This is a genomic window from Azotobacter bryophylli (assembly GCF_042643485.1).
GTDB lineage: Bacteria > Pseudomonadota > Gammaproteobacteria > Pseudomonadales > Pseudomonadaceae > Azotobacter > Azotobacter bryophylli.
The window spans coordinates 105,516-121,594 of the sequence record NZ_JBHRSJ010000035.1; the positions used below are offsets into that span (position 1 = coordinate 105,516).

Annotated in this window: 13 protein-coding genes, 1 tRNA gene and 1 CRISPR repeat array (1 of these 15 only partly in view); of the genes, 11 read left to right on the forward strand and 3 right to left on the reverse strand. The window is 65.9% G+C overall.

The annotated features are described in order from the left end of the window. Positions 1–26: 26 nt before the first annotated feature. From ACFOJE_RS19450 to ACFOJE_RS19460, 3 genes are read right to left on the reverse strand one after another with little or no spacing between them, the layout of a single operon-like run. A complete protein-coding gene (locus ACFOJE_RS19450; RefSeq protein WP_377816535.1) occupies positions 27–755 on the reverse strand; it encodes an AAA family ATPase in 729 nt (242 codons plus the stop codon). 40 nt (positions 756–795) lie between these two features. Further along, positions 796–2,856, reverse strand: a complete 2,061-nt coding sequence (locus ACFOJE_RS19455; RefSeq protein ID WP_377816537.1) for a DNA-binding protein — start codon at positions 2,854–2,856, stop codon at positions 796–798. 5 nt (positions 2,857–2,861) lie between these two features. Next, on the reverse strand, positions 2,862–3,200 hold the full coding sequence (locus ACFOJE_RS19460; RefSeq protein ID WP_377816539.1) for a helix-turn-helix domain-containing protein: 339 nt from the start codon (positions 3,198–3,200) through the stop codon (positions 2,862–2,864). Positions 3,201–3,370: 170 nt separating this feature from the next. On the opposite strand from ACFOJE_RS19460, the gene ACFOJE_RS19465 reads away from it, so the two are divergent. The 11 genes from ACFOJE_RS19465 (at position 3,371) to cas2e (ending at position 14,137) form a co-directional block, all read left to right on the forward strand. After that, a complete protein-coding gene (locus tag ACFOJE_RS19465) occupies positions 3,371–4,075 on the forward strand; it encodes an XRE family transcriptional regulator (protein WP_377816541.1) in 705 nt (234 codons plus the stop codon). A 364-nt stretch (positions 4,076–4,439) separates the two neighbouring features. After that, complete coding sequence (locus ACFOJE_RS19470) at positions 4,440–4,859, forward strand: DoxX family protein (RefSeq protein ID WP_377816542.1); 420 nt, start codon at positions 4,440–4,442, stop codon at positions 4,857–4,859. Between the two features lie 126 nt (positions 4,860–4,985). After that, a tRNA-Thr gene (locus tag ACFOJE_RS19475) sits at positions 4,986–5,061 on the forward strand. A 307-nt stretch (positions 5,062–5,368) separates the two neighbouring features. Next, on the forward strand, positions 5,369–8,041 hold the full coding sequence (gene cas3, locus ACFOJE_RS19480; RefSeq protein ID WP_377816543.1) for a CRISPR-associated helicase Cas3': 2,673 nt from the start codon (positions 5,369–5,371) through the stop codon (positions 8,039–8,041). 401 nt (positions 8,042–8,442) lie between these two features. After that, positions 8,443–9,993 carry a type I-E CRISPR-associated protein Cse1/CasA gene (casA, locus tag ACFOJE_RS19485; protein ID WP_377816544.1) on the forward strand — a complete coding sequence of 517 codons (1,551 nt, stop codon included), beginning with the start codon at positions 8,443–8,445 and terminating at the stop codon, positions 9,991–9,993. After that, positions 9,990–10,523: a type I-E CRISPR-associated protein Cse2/CasB gene (casB, locus tag ACFOJE_RS19490; protein ID WP_377816546.1), complete on the forward strand. Its 534-nt coding sequence runs from the start codon at positions 9,990–9,992 to the stop codon at positions 10,521–10,523. The genes casA and casB overlap by 4 nt, the downstream gene beginning before the upstream one ends. Before the next feature lie 10 nt (positions 10,524–10,533). Beyond that, complete coding sequence (cas7e, locus tag ACFOJE_RS19495) at positions 10,534–11,676, forward strand: type I-E CRISPR-associated protein Cas7/Cse4/CasC (protein WP_377816548.1); 1,143 nt, start codon at positions 10,534–10,536, stop codon at positions 11,674–11,676. A gap of 2 nt (positions 11,677–11,678) precedes the next feature. Beyond that, entirely contained in the window at positions 11,679–12,332 is a 654-nt protein-coding gene (cas5e, locus tag ACFOJE_RS19500) for a type I-E CRISPR-associated protein Cas5/CasD (RefSeq protein ID WP_377816549.1), read from the forward strand. Further along, entirely contained in the window at positions 12,307–12,924 is a 618-nt protein-coding gene (cas6e, locus tag ACFOJE_RS19505; RefSeq protein ID WP_377816551.1) for a type I-E CRISPR-associated protein Cas6/Cse3/CasE, read from the forward strand. The genes cas5e and cas6e overlap by 26 nt, the downstream gene beginning before the upstream one ends. Then, the gene (gene cas1e, locus ACFOJE_RS19510; protein WP_377816552.1) at positions 12,924–13,838 is read left to right on the forward strand and encodes a type I-E CRISPR-associated endonuclease Cas1e; all 915 of its coding nucleotides are present in this window, start codon (positions 12,924–12,926) and stop codon (positions 13,836–13,838) included. The genes cas6e and cas1e overlap by 1 nt, the downstream gene beginning before the upstream one ends. Continuing rightward, the gene (cas2e, locus tag ACFOJE_RS19515; protein WP_377816554.1) at positions 13,838–14,137 is read left to right on the forward strand and encodes a type I-E CRISPR-associated endoribonuclease Cas2e; all 300 of its coding nucleotides are present in this window, start codon (positions 13,838–13,840) and stop codon (positions 14,135–14,137) included. The genes cas1e and cas2e overlap by 1 nt, the downstream gene beginning before the upstream one ends. 65 nt (positions 14,138–14,202) lie before the next feature. Next, a CRISPR array of direct repeats spans positions 14,203–16,079; the repeat unit is 29 nt; unit sequence GCGTTCCCCGCAGGCGCGGGGATGAACCG (it continues 2,122 nt past the right edge of the window).

A 16,079-nucleotide genomic window follows, 5' to 3' on the forward strand; every position in this document is an offset into this window, starting at 1 on the left:
ATTGATCGGCCTACGTCCGCGACTCATTAGCCACGCTTCCGAGCAGGAGCTTCGCCGGTGAACCAGGCGCGACCGAGTTTTTTCCACTGGGCCAGATCCAGCGTGTCGATACCGACGGCTTCGGCCTCGCCCTGGATGCGGTAGAGGTTCACCGCCACCCGGCGCAGGCAGCCGTTCACCGCTGCTCGCAGGTCGTCCAGCAGGTCGTCGGAGAGGCTCAGTTCCGGATAGCTGGTCCGGGCCAGCGTTTGAATGTCTTCGAGGGTTGCGGCCTGGGCCGGCACCCATTCCAGAACGCGGTTGTGCAGGCGCTCCAGCTTGGCCAGGCTGGCCGGTACGCGCTCCTCGCCGATCAGCACGATGGTGCCCTGGCTGGCGTTGTAGAGGTCGGTCAGGACGTTGGCCGCCGCCTTGTCCAGCAGGTACTGCACATCGTCGACGATCAGCGGACGGCCGCTGCGCGACAGCTGCTCGGCGACCTGATCGACCATCGCCGACAGGTTGCCGCCGGGCAGGATCGCCATCTCGCGCAGCACCGCGGTCAGGAAGGCCTTGCGGGTCCAGGTGTCGCGGCACTCCACGTAGTAGGCGCGGTAGCGGTTGGCGGCCCAGGCGGCGCCGACCGATTTGCCCAGCCCGCTGGCACCGTACATGGTGACCAGCCCCGGCAGTCCGACCGGGCGGGCCTGGGTGCGCTCGATGGCGCTGGTTAGCAGGCCGACATTCGTCAGCGGTACGATTTTGGTTACACTCATTACGACTCTCCTGTTGGCCTCTCCTGCGAGGCCGGTTGCGTCACGCGCGGTCCCGCTGCAACGGGGCCGCGTCAAACAATTCCTTCATCGAGGCGAATTCGCTGCGGCTCGGGTAATGCCCATGCCAGCGCGCCTCGTGTTCTGTCAGTACCTCGCCGGCCTGTACCCGGGCCTCCAGCTGTTTCCAGAGGCGATACCGGGCCACGCTGTCCCCCGGCAGCTGGAAACTGCTCTCCTGTTCGATCTGTGCGGCCGCGTGCCGGCGGGCAGCCGCCAGCTGCTCGTCGGTCAGTTGCGCGGAGGGAGCGCTGGTCGGGGCGATCAGCTCGACACGCTGGCCGGTCAGGGTCTCGACCTTGTCTAGGGCCCGCTTGAACTGGCCCTGCTCGCGCTTCTCGTAGGCCTGCTCGATCAGCGACTTCGGCATGTAGTCGCTGGCGTTGCCGTCGAGCAGGGCCTCGCCCAGCAGCTCCCCGTCCAGGGTGCGGACCCAGACGCGGGAGGCATCGCGCACGTCGTAGGCGATGCGCACTTCCTCGCCATGCAGGGCGACCAGGTCCTTCAGGAAGTAGCGCTGGCCGGCCCAGGCAATCTCGCCGCGGGTGGTCTTGCGCACGATCTGCGGGCGGAGCAGGTCGTCGACCAGTTCGGCCGGCGCCAGCAGCGGCTCCCAGCCTTCGGCGCGGGCGGCTTCCCAGGCCTCCATCGGGCTCATGGGGCGGAGCTTGCCGGTCTGCGTGTCGCGGATCTTGGCCAGGCCCCGGTGAGGCCGGTTGTTGTAGCTCTCGATCTCGAACTCCACCCCGGCCATGAACTCGGCGAAGGTCGGGATCAGCGCCGTCTTGCCGGCCTCGCGCAGCTGCTTGCGGCTGATGCGGTGCACGGCGGTACCGGCGTGCTTGTCCATGTCGGCACCGATGTAGCTGGGCAGCTTCTTCGCTGCATTGACCCAGATGGTCTGGTGCGCCCGCTCGATCAGCCCGCGGGCCTGGGAGTTGTAGGGCAGGGCATGGGTCATGGTGCCGCCCAGGCGGTCGACCACCTCGCGCACCATGTCGTTGGCGAAGCCGGAGCCGTTGTCCACGTAGAAGATGGCGAACATGCCGCCGCGGCGGATGGCATCGGCCAGGGCATCGAGCACGAAGATGGTGTTCTCGGCCTCGCCGACCGAGATGCCCAGCACGCGCCGGGTCGCCACGTCCAGGACGGTGGTGACTTCTGGCCGGTACGGCTTGCCGGTGCGCGGATTCAGCACTTCGGCGTCGAACTTATGGCCGTCGGCGGTATACACATCGCCCGGCCACAGGGGCTTGGTGGTGCGCCGGCGGAATGCCTGGAAGGCTTTCAATTCCTGCGGGCTATAGCGGCCCCGCTCGCGGGCCTCCGGGCTCAGCTTGTTGAGGAAGCGGCGCACGGCATGAATGCTCGGCCGCTCGGCCGGATACTTCGCGGCGAACTCGGCATAGGCAGCCTCGACGCTCGGCTTGGTCGGCCGCTGGTAGCAGAGCAGGAAGTCGGTAGCCCAGTTCGGCACGCTGGTATCCTGCTTGCGCCGGGCCGGCGCCAGGCCAGTCTCGCCGTGATGGCGATAGTCGGATAGCCAGCGCTTGAGGGTGCGCTCGCTCAGGGTCCGGTCGGCAGTCTTGCGGTCGTTGGCACGCTCCAGCAGTCCGGCCAGATAGGGGCTCAGCTCGCCCGTGCGGGCCAGCTCGACCAGGGTTTCGATGGCGCGCTGCTGAGTGATCACATGGCTCATCCGTTCGATTTCCCGAACGAAGGCCAGGCGTGCGGTCATCACCGAGCGTTGATCGTCGGTCAAGCGTGACGCCGGAACAGCGTCACGCTGTGCAATAGTGGGTAGGGCATTGGCCAGTTGCTCGGGCTGCGGCGGCTCGGTCGACTGCGACTGATTGACCTGGGCGGCAATCAGGGCGGCCTGGGTTTCCGCGGGCAGGACGGCGAAGGCGTACTCGATGGCCTTGGAGCCGAGGCGTCGCTGGCCTTCCCAACCTTGGCGCTCTGCCATTGCTTTTACATTTCTGGCCGTTCCAGGTAGCCCAGGCAGCCCAGCCAGCTCTTGAGCTGTATACCAATTGCGCATTGTTCTCAGCCCTCAACGCGGTTTCTAGCGTGTTTTGGCTTAGGGGCTGCTGTATGCTCTTGCGCCTTCGCCGCAGTGCTTTCGGTACGGTTTGGCCGCTGCCGCTGAGGAGTGCCATCGGCATTCCAGCGTTCTGGCCATAGATCGATGGGCTCAAGCCCAAGGGCGTCGGCAATGGCGCGCTCCATGCGCGGGTACGGCACACGTTTGACGTTTTTCACCGCAGCGTCAGAGACGCTCTGCTCGCGTGCCAACTGCGCCAGGGATGTGCTGCAGCTGCGGAGCTGGTATTTGATCCACTCCCAGCGGATTGCTGGGTCGGTCGGGATATCGGTTCTGCTCATGTGTGGGGTCCATTTCAACCACCTGGCAGGGTGGTTTTTTTAGGCTTGCTAACGTGTCCAACGAAACAGAGCCTAACGCGGAAAAAAGAGCAATGCAAACAGATAAACGCGCATCCGAATCTTTTTTCTGAGCAGGTGGCGCGCTTTTATAAGAAAAGCGAGATAAATCAATGAGTTATGTGGAATCGGATAAAACGGATGCTCAAGACTCAGAGCATCCGATTCCTTCAGGAGCAATCGGATGCTTCCGGGACCGACTCAAGCAAATCATGGGAACGGTAGGTGCGCGCGCTTTTGCGCGTGGTTGCGGTCTGTCTGAGGGTGCTATACGCAGTTATCTGAGTGGTGATACCTATCCGACGCTGGATAGGCTTGAGCAGATAGCTACAGCGAATGGTGTCTCGGCGATATGGTTGGCCTTTGGGCATGAGGAGAAAGGGCTGGAGGACGAATCAGACAAGTACGCTTACATCCCGCTCTATGACGCCAGCTGCAGCGCAGGCCATGGCTCCTGGAATGAGGGCTGCAGAGTGCTGACGCATCTGGCGTTTACCCGCTACAGCCTGCGCAAGAAAGGGTTGGAGCCGGCTCATCTATCAGCGATCCGAGTGGATGGGGACTCCATGGAGGGTTTGCTGAAGGATGGCGATACAGTGCTAATTGATCATCGCCGCAATAACCTAGAAGGCGAGGCGGTTTATGTCATCCGCCTGGATGATCACCTTTACGCCAAGCGCCTGCAGCGACAGTTCGATGGCTCGGTGAGCATCATTAGCCAGAACAAGGCTTACCAGACCATGGCGGTCCCAAAAGAGCGCCTAAGTGAGTTGACCATCATCGGCCGTGTCGTCTGGGCCGCATCTTGGATGGTTTGATCCAGTGCCAAAGCATCTGCGAATCTATTCAGTCGATGCCAAAATGACCGCGAGAAAGCGAGCCCTTTGTTAGAGGTAGGGGGAAACAGCGCGTTTTGGCGTTGCGCCTGTTTTGGCACTGATCAAGGTCCAAGCCAGCGCGCCCGTTATCCCGCAAAGCCGCGCCGCGCCTGGCTCCCCCGAAATCTTCCGGCATTATCCGGCTTCTTCCGGCGGCGTTCCCTCCCTGTGCCATACCTAACACCTCCTCACACCTGATCGAGATCCACGACGACCGCATCCAGCTGCGCTGACGGACCCTGCCGGGCTCCCTGCCTGCGGCTAGACTCAGTGCAGGGAAGCCAACGCACAGGGAGCCGCGAGCATGCCGAACGATCCGATCGACCGCTGGAGGGACGCGCTGATCCTGCTGGCGCGCCTGCTGCTGATGGGGCTGTTCCTGATCTCCGGCTGGGGCAAGCTGACCGATTTCTCCGGGACGGTCGCCTACATGGCCTCCCAGGGCGCGCCGCTGCCCGTGCTGGCGACCGTGATCGCGCTGGTCATGGAAGTGCTGGTCGCGCTGGCCCTGGTGGCCGGCATCCTCACCCGCCCCCTGGCGCTGCTCTTCGCCCTGTTCGTCCTCGGCACCGCGCTCCTCGGCCACCGCTTCTGGATGCTCGAAGGTGCGGAGCGCGCCGCCAACCTGGTCCAGTTCTACAAGAACCTCTCCATCATCGGCGGCCTGCTGCTCCTCGCCGTCACCGGCCCCGGCCGCTACGCCATCGGCGGCCGGCGGAACTAGCCGAAAAGGCGGCCTGAAGCGCCGCCAAAACCGCCCCGCGACGCAGCGAATGCGGAAAATTGTCGGTTTCCTGACGCTAGGGCTTGAGCTTGAGCGGCCGAATCAGAATAATGTGCGGCGTTTTCCGCCGGTGTAGCTCAGTCGGTAGAGCAGCTCATTCGTAATGAGAAGGTCGAGGGTTCGATTCCTTTCACCGGCACCAATCAGATCAAGGCCCGCAGCGATGCGGGCCTTTTTCGTTTCCGGGGTGTGTTGGGGCTTCGGCGATGAGCCGGCAGGGCCTTGCCTGTCCGGAGTCGCTGCCGGGTCATGTCTACAAATCACGCATGTTTCTGACCGGCATGAAGCTGTACTGCCCCTGTAGCGGCAGCTCGCAGGATGCAGCCCTAGGTTGATCTGCTGCATTTGTTTACCTGTTTTTAAAACCAGCCTTTTGCCGCCAACCGGCCTTGTGGTTAGCTTGGGTCTTCGCATTGATGGCTATTTGCCCTCAAGGAGATCTGGCAAGGATGACCACGACACGCTTTTCCGAACTCCCCGCCGCCAGTCGTGCCCTCTGGGCCAAGAGCGGCGAGCTCCAGGGCCATGGCTTGCTGGCGCACATGCTGGACGTGGCTGCCGCGGCCGAGGTAATCCTCGGGCATGAGCCGCCGAGCACGCTCGAACATTTCGCTGCGCAATTCGGACTGCCCGAGTCCGCGTTTTCCCGTCATGCCGCCGCACTGGTGGGCCTGCACGACTTCGGCAAGGCCATTCCCGGTTTTCAGGCCAAGTGGCAAGGGGGGCGGGAACAGGACGAGGCGAATGGCCTGGGCTTCGCCGAGACTTCCCTGCATGTGACCGATCATGCCTGCGCCAGCGCGGCCCTGCTCTGGCAGCATCTGCCGGCACAGGGTGCCGAACCGGGCTGGGTGCTGGGCGTGCTGCAGGCGATCGGCGCGCATCACGGCTACAACCCCCATCGCCCGGAAATCAACGCGGCCAGGCCGGCGTTCGAGGGGCCGGCCTGGGCCCGGGCGCGCGAGGCGTTGTTCGACAGTTACTGGCAGACCCTGGCCCCTCAAGGCGTACCCGAGGCCGGGGAACTGCCGCTGGCGGCGGTGGAGTGGCTGGCTGGGCTGACCAGCGTGGCCGACTGGATCGGCTCCAATCCCGACTGGTTTCCCCTGGGCGAGCGGGCGGATTCTCTGTCCGAGCACTACCAGCGGGCGAAGGAGCTGGCCGCCCGGGCCCTGCGGGAGATCGGCTGGACGCCCTATCGCGCCCTGCTGCAGGAGGCGACGTCTACGGACGACCTGATCAGCGGCATCGTCAGGCGTGAGGGTATGGCCGCCCGGCCGCTGCAGGCCGAGGGCGACCGCTTGCTGGCCGATGCGAGGGGGCCGTCCCTGCTGCTGGTCGAGGCACCGATGGGGGAGGGCAAGACCGAACTGGCCTTTCTCGCCCATCTGCGCCTGCAGGCGGCCAACCGTCATCGGGGCCTGTATGTCGCGCTGCCGACCCAGGCGACCGGCAATGCCCTGTTCGACCGGGCACTGACCTTCCTGCAGGCGTTCAACGACCGCCAGCCGCTGGATCGCCAGCCGCTGGACATCCAGCTGGTGCACGGCGGTACCCTGCTGGACGAACGGGTGCAGCGCCTGAGCGGCATCCATGGCGAGACGGACGACAGCGTCGGCTCGGCTGCCTGGTTCTCCCAGCGCCGCCGTCCTTTGCTCTCGCCCTACGGTGTCGGCACCGTCGACCAGGCACTGTTCGCCGCGCTGAACGTCAAGCACCACTTCGTCCGGCTGTGGGGCCTGGCCAACCGGGTGGTGGTGCTGGACGAGGTGCATGCCTACGACACCTACACCAGCGGTCTGATCGAATCCCTGCTGCGCTGGCTCAAGGCGCTGGGCTCCTCCGTAGTGCTGATGAGCGCGACCCTGCCCGAGCAGCGCCGAAACGCCCTGCTGCAGGCCTGGGACGTGCCGCTGGACGAGGTGCCGGTGCTGCCCTATCCGCGCCTACTGCTGGCGGACGGCCAGGGCCTGCGCGGCGCGACCTTCGCCTCCCGACCGTTGCCGCCGATCTCTCTGGAAAGCATCGGCGAGGACCTGGCCGATCTGGCCGCCTGCGCCCGGCGCCTGCTTGAAGCCGGCGGCCATGGCGCGCTGATCGTCAATACGGTGAACCGGGCCCAGGAACTCTACCGTCAGTTGCAGCCGCTGTTGGAGGGGGACGTGCAGTTGATCCTCTTTCATGCCCGCTTCCCGGCCGATGTGCGCAGCGAGCGGGAGCGGCAGGTGCTGGAGGTCTTCGGCAACCGCGGCACCGACCGGCTGCGTCCCGGCCGGGCACTGCTGATCGCCACCCAGGTCGCCGAACAATCCCTGGACATCGACTTCGACTTCCTGATCACCGACCTGGCGCCGATCGACTTGATCCTGCAGCGCGCTGGCCGCCTGCACCGCCATCGGCGGGTGAGGGCACCGGCCCATGCCGAAGCGCGGCTGTTCGTGGCCGGCTTGAGTCCGCAGCACCTGCCCGAGCTGAAGAAAACCGCCTGGGAATTCGTCTACGAGCCCTACATCCTCGGGCGCACCTGGGCCCTGCTGTCCCGTGAGACGACTCTGCAGCTGCCGCAGGACATCGACCGGCTGGTGCAGGCGGTCTATGGCGACGCGCTGTTGCCGGACGACCTGGAGGTCAGTGCACGGGACTATATCGAGGGGGAGGCTTATGGCATGCACCGGGCCCGCTTCAATACCGAGTGGCAGCAAGCGGTGAACATCGCGATCGACCCGGCCGACGAACCGCAGAACGCCTATCTCGACAAGCCGCGTGGCAACGAGGAGGGAGAAGGACTGGGCCTGACCAACCGAACGCGCCTGGGCGACGACGCCATCACCCTGGTGCCGGTGTACCGGGTGCCCGGCGGCTGGAGCCTCCGGCCGGAAGGGGAGCCATTCGATCCGCAGCAGCCGCTATCCGATGCCCTGGCCCGTCAGCTCTATGGGCGCCAGTTGAAGCTCGGCCGCAAGAATGTGGTCGCCCACTTTGTCGCACAGGAAGCGCCGCCGGCCTTTACCTGCCACCCTCTGCTACGCCACCTCAAGCCTTTGCTGCTGGAGGGGGAGCTCTATGAGTCGGAGGGAATAAAGCTTCGCTTAGATGCTGATCTTGGGTTGGTCGGTGATTAAAGAGCAGGGGAAGGAGTCTTCCCCTGTTTGGCATCCCCACGAATGTGGGGAGAGTGTGTAGCTAGCTTAGGGCATCAGACACCTAGCAGGTTCATCCCTTCAGAAGCAGGGAGTGATTGCGGGAGCCATTATCAAGAAATAATTCTCTTTTTTCAAATTAGACATCTAGCCTTTGTGTTTTTTGTTCTTCGCTTTTACGATGTCTCCAGTTGAGGCTTCTGGGGCATGGTCATGGCTGATGAGAATGGTTTGGTAGAGCTGCTTGATGTCGTAATTCGGTATGGCAGGGAACCTGAGTTCTGGTTGGCACTGTTAGCTGTAGGGGTTTTGTGCGTGCTTTGGAGGACGAAGCAATTTCGTGTGCTGATTGAGCTTAGTAGTGAGGATCAAAGGGAAGGGAAATGATACCTAGCTTCAATTTGCTTAATTCCTCCTGGCTGCCGGTGCGTTTCGCCGATGGCCGGGTCTGCGATGTCGGCCTGCTCGAACTCTTCGAGCGTGCCGGCGAGATCAATGCCCTGGCGGAAACTGCGCCGCCGAGCCTGATTGCCGAATACCGGCTACTGCTGGCCATCACCCACCGCGCGCTGACCTGGGCCCACGGCCCCTGGAAGGACAGGGACCGCGCCCGCTGGTATCGCGAGGGCCTGCCCCGGGATGCCCTGCGCGATTACCTGGAGCACTGGCGGGAGCGGTTCTGGCTGTTCCATCCCGAGCAGCCGTTCATGCAGGTGGCGGCTCTGGCCACCCTCGAGGAAACCCGCGACAGGCAGAAGCCCTGGACGCAGATTTCCCTGGCCAGCGCCAATGGCAACGCCCCGGTGGTGTTCGACCACTCCTGCGATCTGCTGCCTGCGCCGATAATGCCGGCCCAGGCCCTGCGCACCCTGCTGGGCTTCCTGCAGTTCACCCCGGGCGGACTGGTCAAGGCCCTGCGCGACTCTGACAAGGCCGGCCCCCTGGCCAACAGCGCGGCGGCACTGCCGGTCGGCGCCACCCTGCAGCAGACCCTCTGTCTGGCCCTGCATCCAGCCTCGAATCAGGACGATCTGCCCACCTGGGAGCGTGCACCGGCGCAGCGTCGGGACCTTCTGGCCGAGCCCTCGCTGGCCAGCGGCGCCAACGATCGCTACACCCGCCCGAGTCGCGCGGTCCTGCTGCTGGAGACGGAGGCGGGGCAGGTGCAATGGCTGCGCTTCGCAGCCGGGATCGCTCTGGGCGACGACCCCAATGCGCCCGATCCCATGGCCAGCTACCGCGCCGGCAGCAACAGCCTGGTACGGCTCAGCTTCACCGAAGGACGGGCGCTCTGGCGCGATCTGCCGGCCCTGGTGCCGGATGCCGAGGGCAAGGCCTGCCAGCCGGCGGCGGTCCTGGGCTGGGCGGCCAACCTGAACGCTCAGCTTGGTCGGTACGACGAGGAGCAGCCACTACTGGTCGCCGGCCTCGCCAGCGATCAGGCCAAGTTGCTGCGCTGGCGTTGCGAACAGATCGCCCTGCCGGCCGTGCTGCTGGCCGATGCCGGCCTGGCCGGCTTCCTGCGCAGCGAGGTGCGGCGTGCCGAGGCGCTGCACGAGCAGATCCGCAACCTGGCCACCACCATGCTGGCCGAGACCATGCCCGACCCGCGCAGCAAGGACACCCGGGCCCGAGCCCGCGCCGTGCTGGAGGCCGGCGCCTCGGCCGCCACCTTTTTCGCCATCGCCGAACGTTGCCTGCCGATGCTGCTCCGGCTCATCGGCGAAGGCGACGGGGAAGGCGCCCATCGCCACTGGTTGGACTGCCTGCTGCAGGCGGCCGAAGGTTGCTGGGAAGGCCTGCGCCGCACGCTCGGCCAGTCGCCGCTGGCGCTGCGCGCCGAGGCCCGCGCCTGGCCGCGTTTCCGTGCCCTGTTGCGCGAGCTGCGGCCGGCCGTTTCGAATCCGGAAAAACCCAAGGAGGCTCACGCATGAGCGAGTTCGCGCAGGATTTCGTTGCGCACCTGGCCGGGCTGCACGAGCGCAATCCGGCGGCCATGGCCGAGTTGCGCCGCAGCCTGAGCTTCGCGCCGGGCGCTTATCCGCCGGCCTATCCCTATGTCGAACGCTTCGTCCGGGCCGACAGTCCTGCCCAGGACCCTCGACGCCTGGCGCTCTATGTGGTCGCCGGGCTGTTCGCCCGCCATCCGCATTCGGCACCCCGCAGCCTGGCGGCGAGTTTCGCCGAGCTGATGCGCCGGCGCGGCAGCGACAGCATCGAAAAGCGCTTCATCGCCCTGCTAGGCGCCGATGCCGAGAACCTGGCCGAGTACCTGCGCCAGGCAGTCAGCCTGCTGGCGGCGGACGATATCGGCTTGGACTACGCCGCCTTGCTCCGGGATCTCGGCTTCTGGCTGAACCCGCGCCTGGACCCGGAGATCCGCGACCGCATCCGCCAGCGCTGGGCGCGGGACTTCTACGGTGCCCTGGCCGCCGAGCCGGACAATTCTGCAGTTAGCCAATGAGAGGGATGTCATGACCCTGTTCGTCGAGTTTCACCTGATCCAGAACTTCGCCCCGTCCAATCTCAACCGCGACGACACCGGGGCGCCCAAGGACGCCCTGTTCGGCGGCTATCGCCGGGCGCGGGTGAGCAGCCAGTGCTTCAAGCGGGCGATCCGCCTGGCGGCGCAGGCGCACGGGCTGGTGGCACCGGAGCATCGCGGCGTGCGGACCAAGAAGCTGCTGGGTTTGCTGTCGGAGCGCCTGAGCCACCGCGATCCGCAGGAAGCCCGGAGCAGGATCGAAACCGCTCTGGCCGCTGCCGGCCTCAAGCTCAAGGAGGACGGCAAGACCGAATACCTATTGTTCCTCGGCGAAGGCGAGATCGCCGGTTTCGCCGAGCTGATCGAGCAGCACTGGGACGAACTGGCCGGCCCAGCGGCCGGCGGCGAGAAGAAGGGCAAGAAGGAAGCCAAGGCCAGCGCGCCGGCCGAAGTGGTGAAGAAGGCCAAGGCCCTGCTCAATGGCGGCAAGGCGGTGGATGTGGCGCTGTTCGGCCGCATGCTCGCCGACCTGCCAGAAGTGAACCAGGACGCCGCCTGCCAGGTGGCGCACGCCATCAGTACCCATCGCATCGAACGCGAGTTCGACTACTTCACCGCAGTGGATGACGAGGGCGGTCCGGACGAGACCGGTGCCGGGATGATCGGCCAGGTCGAGTTCAACTCGGCGACCTTCTACCGCTATGCGGTGGTGGACGCCCACAAGCTGCTGGACAACCTGCAGGGCGACCGCGAGCTGACCCTGGCAGCGCTGGAGGCCTTCACCCAGGCCAAGGTGCGTGCCATCCCCAGCGGCAAGCAGAACACTTTCGCCGCCCACAACCTGCCGGCTTTCGTCGGCGTCTGCCTGCGCCACGCCGGCCCGCTCAATCTGGCCAACGCCTTCGAGAGGCCGGTGGCGCCCGGCCGTGACCAAGCGCTGAGCAGCCTCTCCGTGGCCGAGCTGGCCGGGCACGAGGAAAAACTGGCCGCCGTCTATGCCGACGGCCGTGACCGCTGGGCCTACCTGGACCTGAGCGGGGCCTGGCCATCAGACAAGGGCGAAGCCCAACCCAACCTGGGCGCCCTGGCCCGCTGGGTGAGGGAACAGGTCGCCACCGAACTGGAGGGCTGAGCATGGCCACCTTGCTGCTGCGCCTGCAGGGGCCGATGCAGTCCTGGGGCACGACCAGCCGCTTCGACGAGCGCGACACCCAGCTCGAGCCGTCCAAGTCCGGCGTGCTCGGCCTGGTTTGCGCCGCGCTCGGGCGCGACCGCCGCGAGCCGCTGGAGGATCTGGCGGCCCTGCGCATGGGCGTGCGGGTGGACCGCGAAGGCGTGCCGATGCGCGATTACCAGACCGCCACCGGCGTGCTGATCGCCACCGGCAAGGCGGATCTCAGGCGTACCGTGGTCAGTCCGCGCTTCTATCTGTCCGATGCGGTCTTTCTGGTGGGGCTGGAGGGGGAGGACGAAGCATTGCTGGAGCGCATCCAGGCTGCCGTGCGCAATCCAGTCTGGCCGCTGGCACTGGGGCGCAAGAGCTTCGTGCCGGGCATGCCGGTGTGCCTGCCGGATGGCCTTCGGCAAGCCGATCTGCTGTCCGCCCTGCACGGCTATCCGCCACTGGTGAGCTGGGCGCCGGGCAGCAGCTTGCGCCTGGCGCTGGAAGACTCCCAGGAAGGCCCGGTGCGTCTGGACCAGCCGGTCGGCCCCTTCGCCGAGCGGCGTTTCGGGCCACGTTTCGTCAAACAGGAAGTGATGCATGTACCTGACCCGATTGACGCTTGACCCGCGCAGTGCCCAGGCGCGCCGCGACCTGGCCGATGCCTACGACATGCACCGCACCCTGGTGCGCGCCTTCGTGGCAGATGATCGGAGCGAGCCCCGGCGCTTCCTCTGGCGCCTGGAGCCGGGGGCGAACCCCTGGACCAGTCCGACGCTCCTGGTGCAGTCCGGCGAATCCGGCAACTGGGATGCCCTGCAGTCTCTGCCGGGCTACCTGCAACGGCCGGCCGAGAGCAAGGTCCTGGATCTGCAGGCGCTCATCCAGCCACAACGGCAGTACCGCTTCCGCCTCCTGGCCAACCCCACGGTGGCCCGCGCCGGCAAGCGCTACGGGTTGACGGGCGAGGCCGAGCAACTGGTCTGGCTGCAGCGCCAGGGCGAGCGGCATGGCTTCGAGGTGCGATCCGCCCTGGTCAGCACCAGCGATCTGCTGAACAGCCGGAAGAAAGGCAATGCACCGATCAGGGTGCAGCGGGCCTGTTTCGAGGGACTGCTGCAGGTCGTCAGGGCCGACGAGGTGTGCCGGGCCCTGGTCGACGGCATCGGGCCGGCCAAGGCGTTCGGCTGCGGCCTGCTCAGTGTGGCGCGCCTCTGATGCTACCGCCGCTCAAACCTCTGCCCATGAAGGACCGGGTGTCGATGATTTTCGTCCAGTACGGACAGATCGACGTGCAGGACGGCGCCTTCGTGGTGATCGATCAGAACGGCGTGCGTATGCACATCCCGGTCGGCTCGGTGGCCTGCATCATGCTCGAGCCGGGCACCCGGGTGTCCCATGCCGCCGTACACCTGGCCTCGACCGTGGGCACTCTGCTGGTCTGGGTGGGCGAGGCCGGCGTACGCCTGTATGCCAGCGGCCAGCCCGGTGGCGCCCGGGCCGACCGCCTGCTGTACCAGGCGAAGCTGGCGCTGGACGACGAGTTGCGCTTGAAGGTGGTGCGCAAGATGTACGAGCTGCGCTTTCAGGAGAAGGCCCCGGAGCGGCGCAGCGTAGAACAGCTGCGCGGCATCGAGGGCGCCCGGGTGCGCGAGACCTACAAGCTGCTGGCCAAGCAGTACGGCGTCGACTGGAGGGCGCGCAACTACGACCGCCAGCAGTGGGATGCCGCCGATGTCCCCAACCGCTGCCTGTCGGCGGCCACCAGTTGTCTCTATGGCATCACCGAGGCGGCGGTGCTGGCTGCCGGCTATGCCCCGGCGGTGGGCTTCATCCATACCGGCAAGCCGCTGTCGTTCGTCTACGACGTGGCCGACCTGTTCAAGTTCGAAACCGTCGTGCCCGTGGCCTTCCGCATCGCTGCCAAGTCGCCGGCTCAGCCGGAGCGGGAGGTGCGCCTGGCCTGCCGGGATATCTTCCGCTCCAGCAAGCTGCTGGCCAGGATCATCCCGACCATCGAGGAAGTGCTGGCCGCCGGCGGCATCGACCCGCCCGAAGCGCCGCCGGAGTCGGTGCCGCCTGCTATCCCCAACCCCGGAAGCATCGGCGACGCTGGGCACAGGACGCAGTGATGGCCTTCGTCGTCGTGGTCACGGAGAGCGTCCCGCCCAGGCTGCGCGGGCGCATGGCTATCTGGCTCCTGGAGGTGCGGGCCGGCGTCTACATCGGCGATGTTTCCCGGCGTACCCGGGAAATGATCTGGCAACATCTGGCGGAAGGCTACGAGGAGGGCAGCGTGGTGATGGCCTGGGCCAGCAACCACGAGTCCGGCTACGAGTTCCAGACGCTGGGTGCGAACCGGCGCTTGCCGGTCGAATTCGATGGCCTGCATCTGGTGGCTTTCCAGCCGCCGGAAAAGCCCGATCTTTAACAAGAAAACTTGGTAGGTTTTTAGCGGCTGATTTTTTCCTTTGAGGACAATCAGTTACGCTAAGTGCGTTCCCCGCAGGCGCGGGGATGAACCGGCAAGATCGGAATTCGAGTAGGTGGCTCTCATGCGTTCCCCGCAGGCGCGGGGATGAACCGCAAACTGAAATTCCTAGGTCAAGCATGCTGCAGCGTTCCCCGCAGGCGCGGGGATGAACCGCTGGGAGGGCAAAGCTGATGGCAGTCTTACCGGCGTTCCCCGCAGGCGCGGGGATGAACCGCGCGCCTCCTACTCGAACGCCGACCTGGCACTGCGTTCCCCGCAGGCGCGGGGATGAACCGGCGCTGCGCTCCGGCAAGGAGCTGGACCCGGCGCGTTCCCCGCAGGCGCGGGGATGAACCGCAAGACAGAACAGGCTCCAGTAGGTGGAATTGCGCGTTCCCCGCAGGCGCGGGGATGAACCGGCCGTATTGGCCAGTCTCAGGCTGTTGGTTCCGCGTTCCCCGCAGGCGCGGGGATGAACCGAGCTGAAACGCCAGGAGGAATCCCATGCATAAGCGTTCCCCGCAGGCGCGGGGATGAACCGCGGTGGCGGACAGGCCGATCACACGGAACCGCGCGTTCCCCGCAGGCGCGGGGATGAACCGCTCGAGTCGCTGGCGGGTGGAGATCCGCAGAGGCGTTCCCCGCAGGCGCGGGGATGAACCGTTTCTTTTTGGTATTCAAAAAGGTGGCGATTCGCGTTCCCCGCAGGCGCGGGGATGAACCGCGCTGCCAGCACCCTGGCTGACTCCATCTGGTGCGTTCCCCGCAGGCGCGGGGATGAACCGCCTTCTACCGTGAGAAGATCCTTTCCGCGCTGGCGTTCCCCGCAGGCGCGGGGATGAACCGCCCCTACGGCAGCGCGCATACGGTGAAATGGGGCGTTCCCCGCAGGCGCGGGGATGAACCCGGCTACATGACCGTGAAGCTGCGCGCCGGCACGCGTTCCCCGCAGGCGCGGGGATGAACCGGCTTTTGCTAGATATCCCGAGCAACCGTCGTAGCGTTCCCCGCAGGCGCGGGGATGAACCGGTTTACCACTATGAACCGGGAACTACTACTCCGCGTTCCCCGCAGGCGCGGGGATGAACCGACAGGATGGTGTAGTGGTTGTCGGTGAATCGGGCGTTCCCCGCAGGCGCGGGGATGAACCGGATGGCCAGTTGGTCTACAACGACATCCAGGCGCGTTCCCCGCAGGCGCGGGGATGAACCGCTCGCAGGTGGATCTGCGCATTGTCGGCCAGGCGCGTTCCCCGCAGGCGCGGGGATGAACCGGGCCTCTAGGCCGTCGTACGCTGCTGCTCGTCGCGTTCCCCGCAGGCGCGGGGATGAACCGCCTGTGCCATCAGTGCTCAAGCGAGCTGGACCGCGTTCCCCGCAGGCGCGGGGATGAACCGCATTTATTGGACGTGTACGCGCATCGCTGGAGGCGTTCCCCGCAGGCGCGGGGATGAACCGGAACACGAAAAGTGTTGACCTTCTTTGCAGTTGCGTTCCCCGCAGGCGCGGGGATGAACCGTTTTTGAATTCGTCTGACTGAATCGCTGCCTTGCGTTCCCCGCAGGCGCGGGGATGAACCGTTTCTCCAGCAGAGCAAGGGCCTGTTCTAGCGGCGTTCCCCGCAGGCGCGGGGATGAGTCTGCGGCAGGTGCACGCAGTTGAACGGGATGCGTTCCCCGCAGGCGCGGGGATGAACCGGGCCAGGGGACCAGCTACGCGGTATATCTGGCGCGTTCCCCGCAGGCGCGGGGATGAACCGTCCGCGGAGACCGAGCCCGTGGCGTCCATCATGCGTTCCCCGCAGGCGCGGGGATGAACCGGACCTATGGCATTCAGGGCGAAGAGGGCAGGCGCGTTCCCCGCAGGCGCGGGGATGAACCGGCAGTCGCCTACCAGGATCT

What these genes read in the sequence shown, in the direction of transcription:
- ACFOJE_RS19450 (WP_377816535.1), bottom strand. Translation starts at nt 755, where the DNA reads ATGAGTGTAACCAAAATCGTACCGCTGACGAATGTCGGCCTGCTAACC.
- ACFOJE_RS19455 (WP_377816537.1), bottom strand. Translation starts at nt 2,856, where the DNA reads ATGCGCAATTGGTATACAGCTCAAGAGCTGGCTGGGCTGCCTGGGCTA.
- ACFOJE_RS19460 (WP_377816539.1), bottom strand. Translation starts at nt 3,200, where the DNA reads ATGAGCAGAACCGATATCCCGACCGACCCAGCAATCCGCTGGGAGTGG.
- ACFOJE_RS19465 (WP_377816541.1), top strand. Translation starts at nt 3,371, where the DNA reads ATGAGTTATGTGGAATCGGATAAAACGGATGCTCAAGACTCAGAGCAT.
- ACFOJE_RS19470 (WP_377816542.1), top strand. Translation starts at nt 4,440, where the DNA reads ATGCCGAACGATCCGATCGACCGCTGGAGGGACGCGCTGATCCTGCTG.
- cas3 (WP_377816543.1), top strand. Translation starts at nt 5,369, where the DNA reads ATGACCACGACACGCTTTTCCGAACTCCCCGCCGCCAGTCGTGCCCTC.
- casA (WP_377816544.1), top strand. Translation starts at nt 8,443, where the DNA reads ATGATACCTAGCTTCAATTTGCTTAATTCCTCCTGGCTGCCGGTGCGT.
- casB (WP_377816546.1), top strand. Translation starts at nt 9,990, where the DNA reads ATGAGCGAGTTCGCGCAGGATTTCGTTGCGCACCTGGCCGGGCTGCAC.
- cas7e (WP_377816548.1), top strand. Translation starts at nt 10,534, where the DNA reads ATGACCCTGTTCGTCGAGTTTCACCTGATCCAGAACTTCGCCCCGTCC.
- cas5e (WP_377816549.1), top strand. Translation starts at nt 11,679, where the DNA reads ATGGCCACCTTGCTGCTGCGCCTGCAGGGGCCGATGCAGTCCTGGGGC.
- cas6e (WP_377816551.1), top strand. Translation starts at nt 12,307, where the DNA reads ATGTACCTGACCCGATTGACGCTTGACCCGCGCAGTGCCCAGGCGCGC.
- cas1e (WP_377816552.1), top strand. Translation starts at nt 12,924, where the DNA reads ATGCTACCGCCGCTCAAACCTCTGCCCATGAAGGACCGGGTGTCGATG.
- cas2e (WP_377816554.1), top strand. Translation starts at nt 13,838, where the DNA reads ATGGCCTTCGTCGTCGTGGTCACGGAGAGCGTCCCGCCCAGGCTGCGC.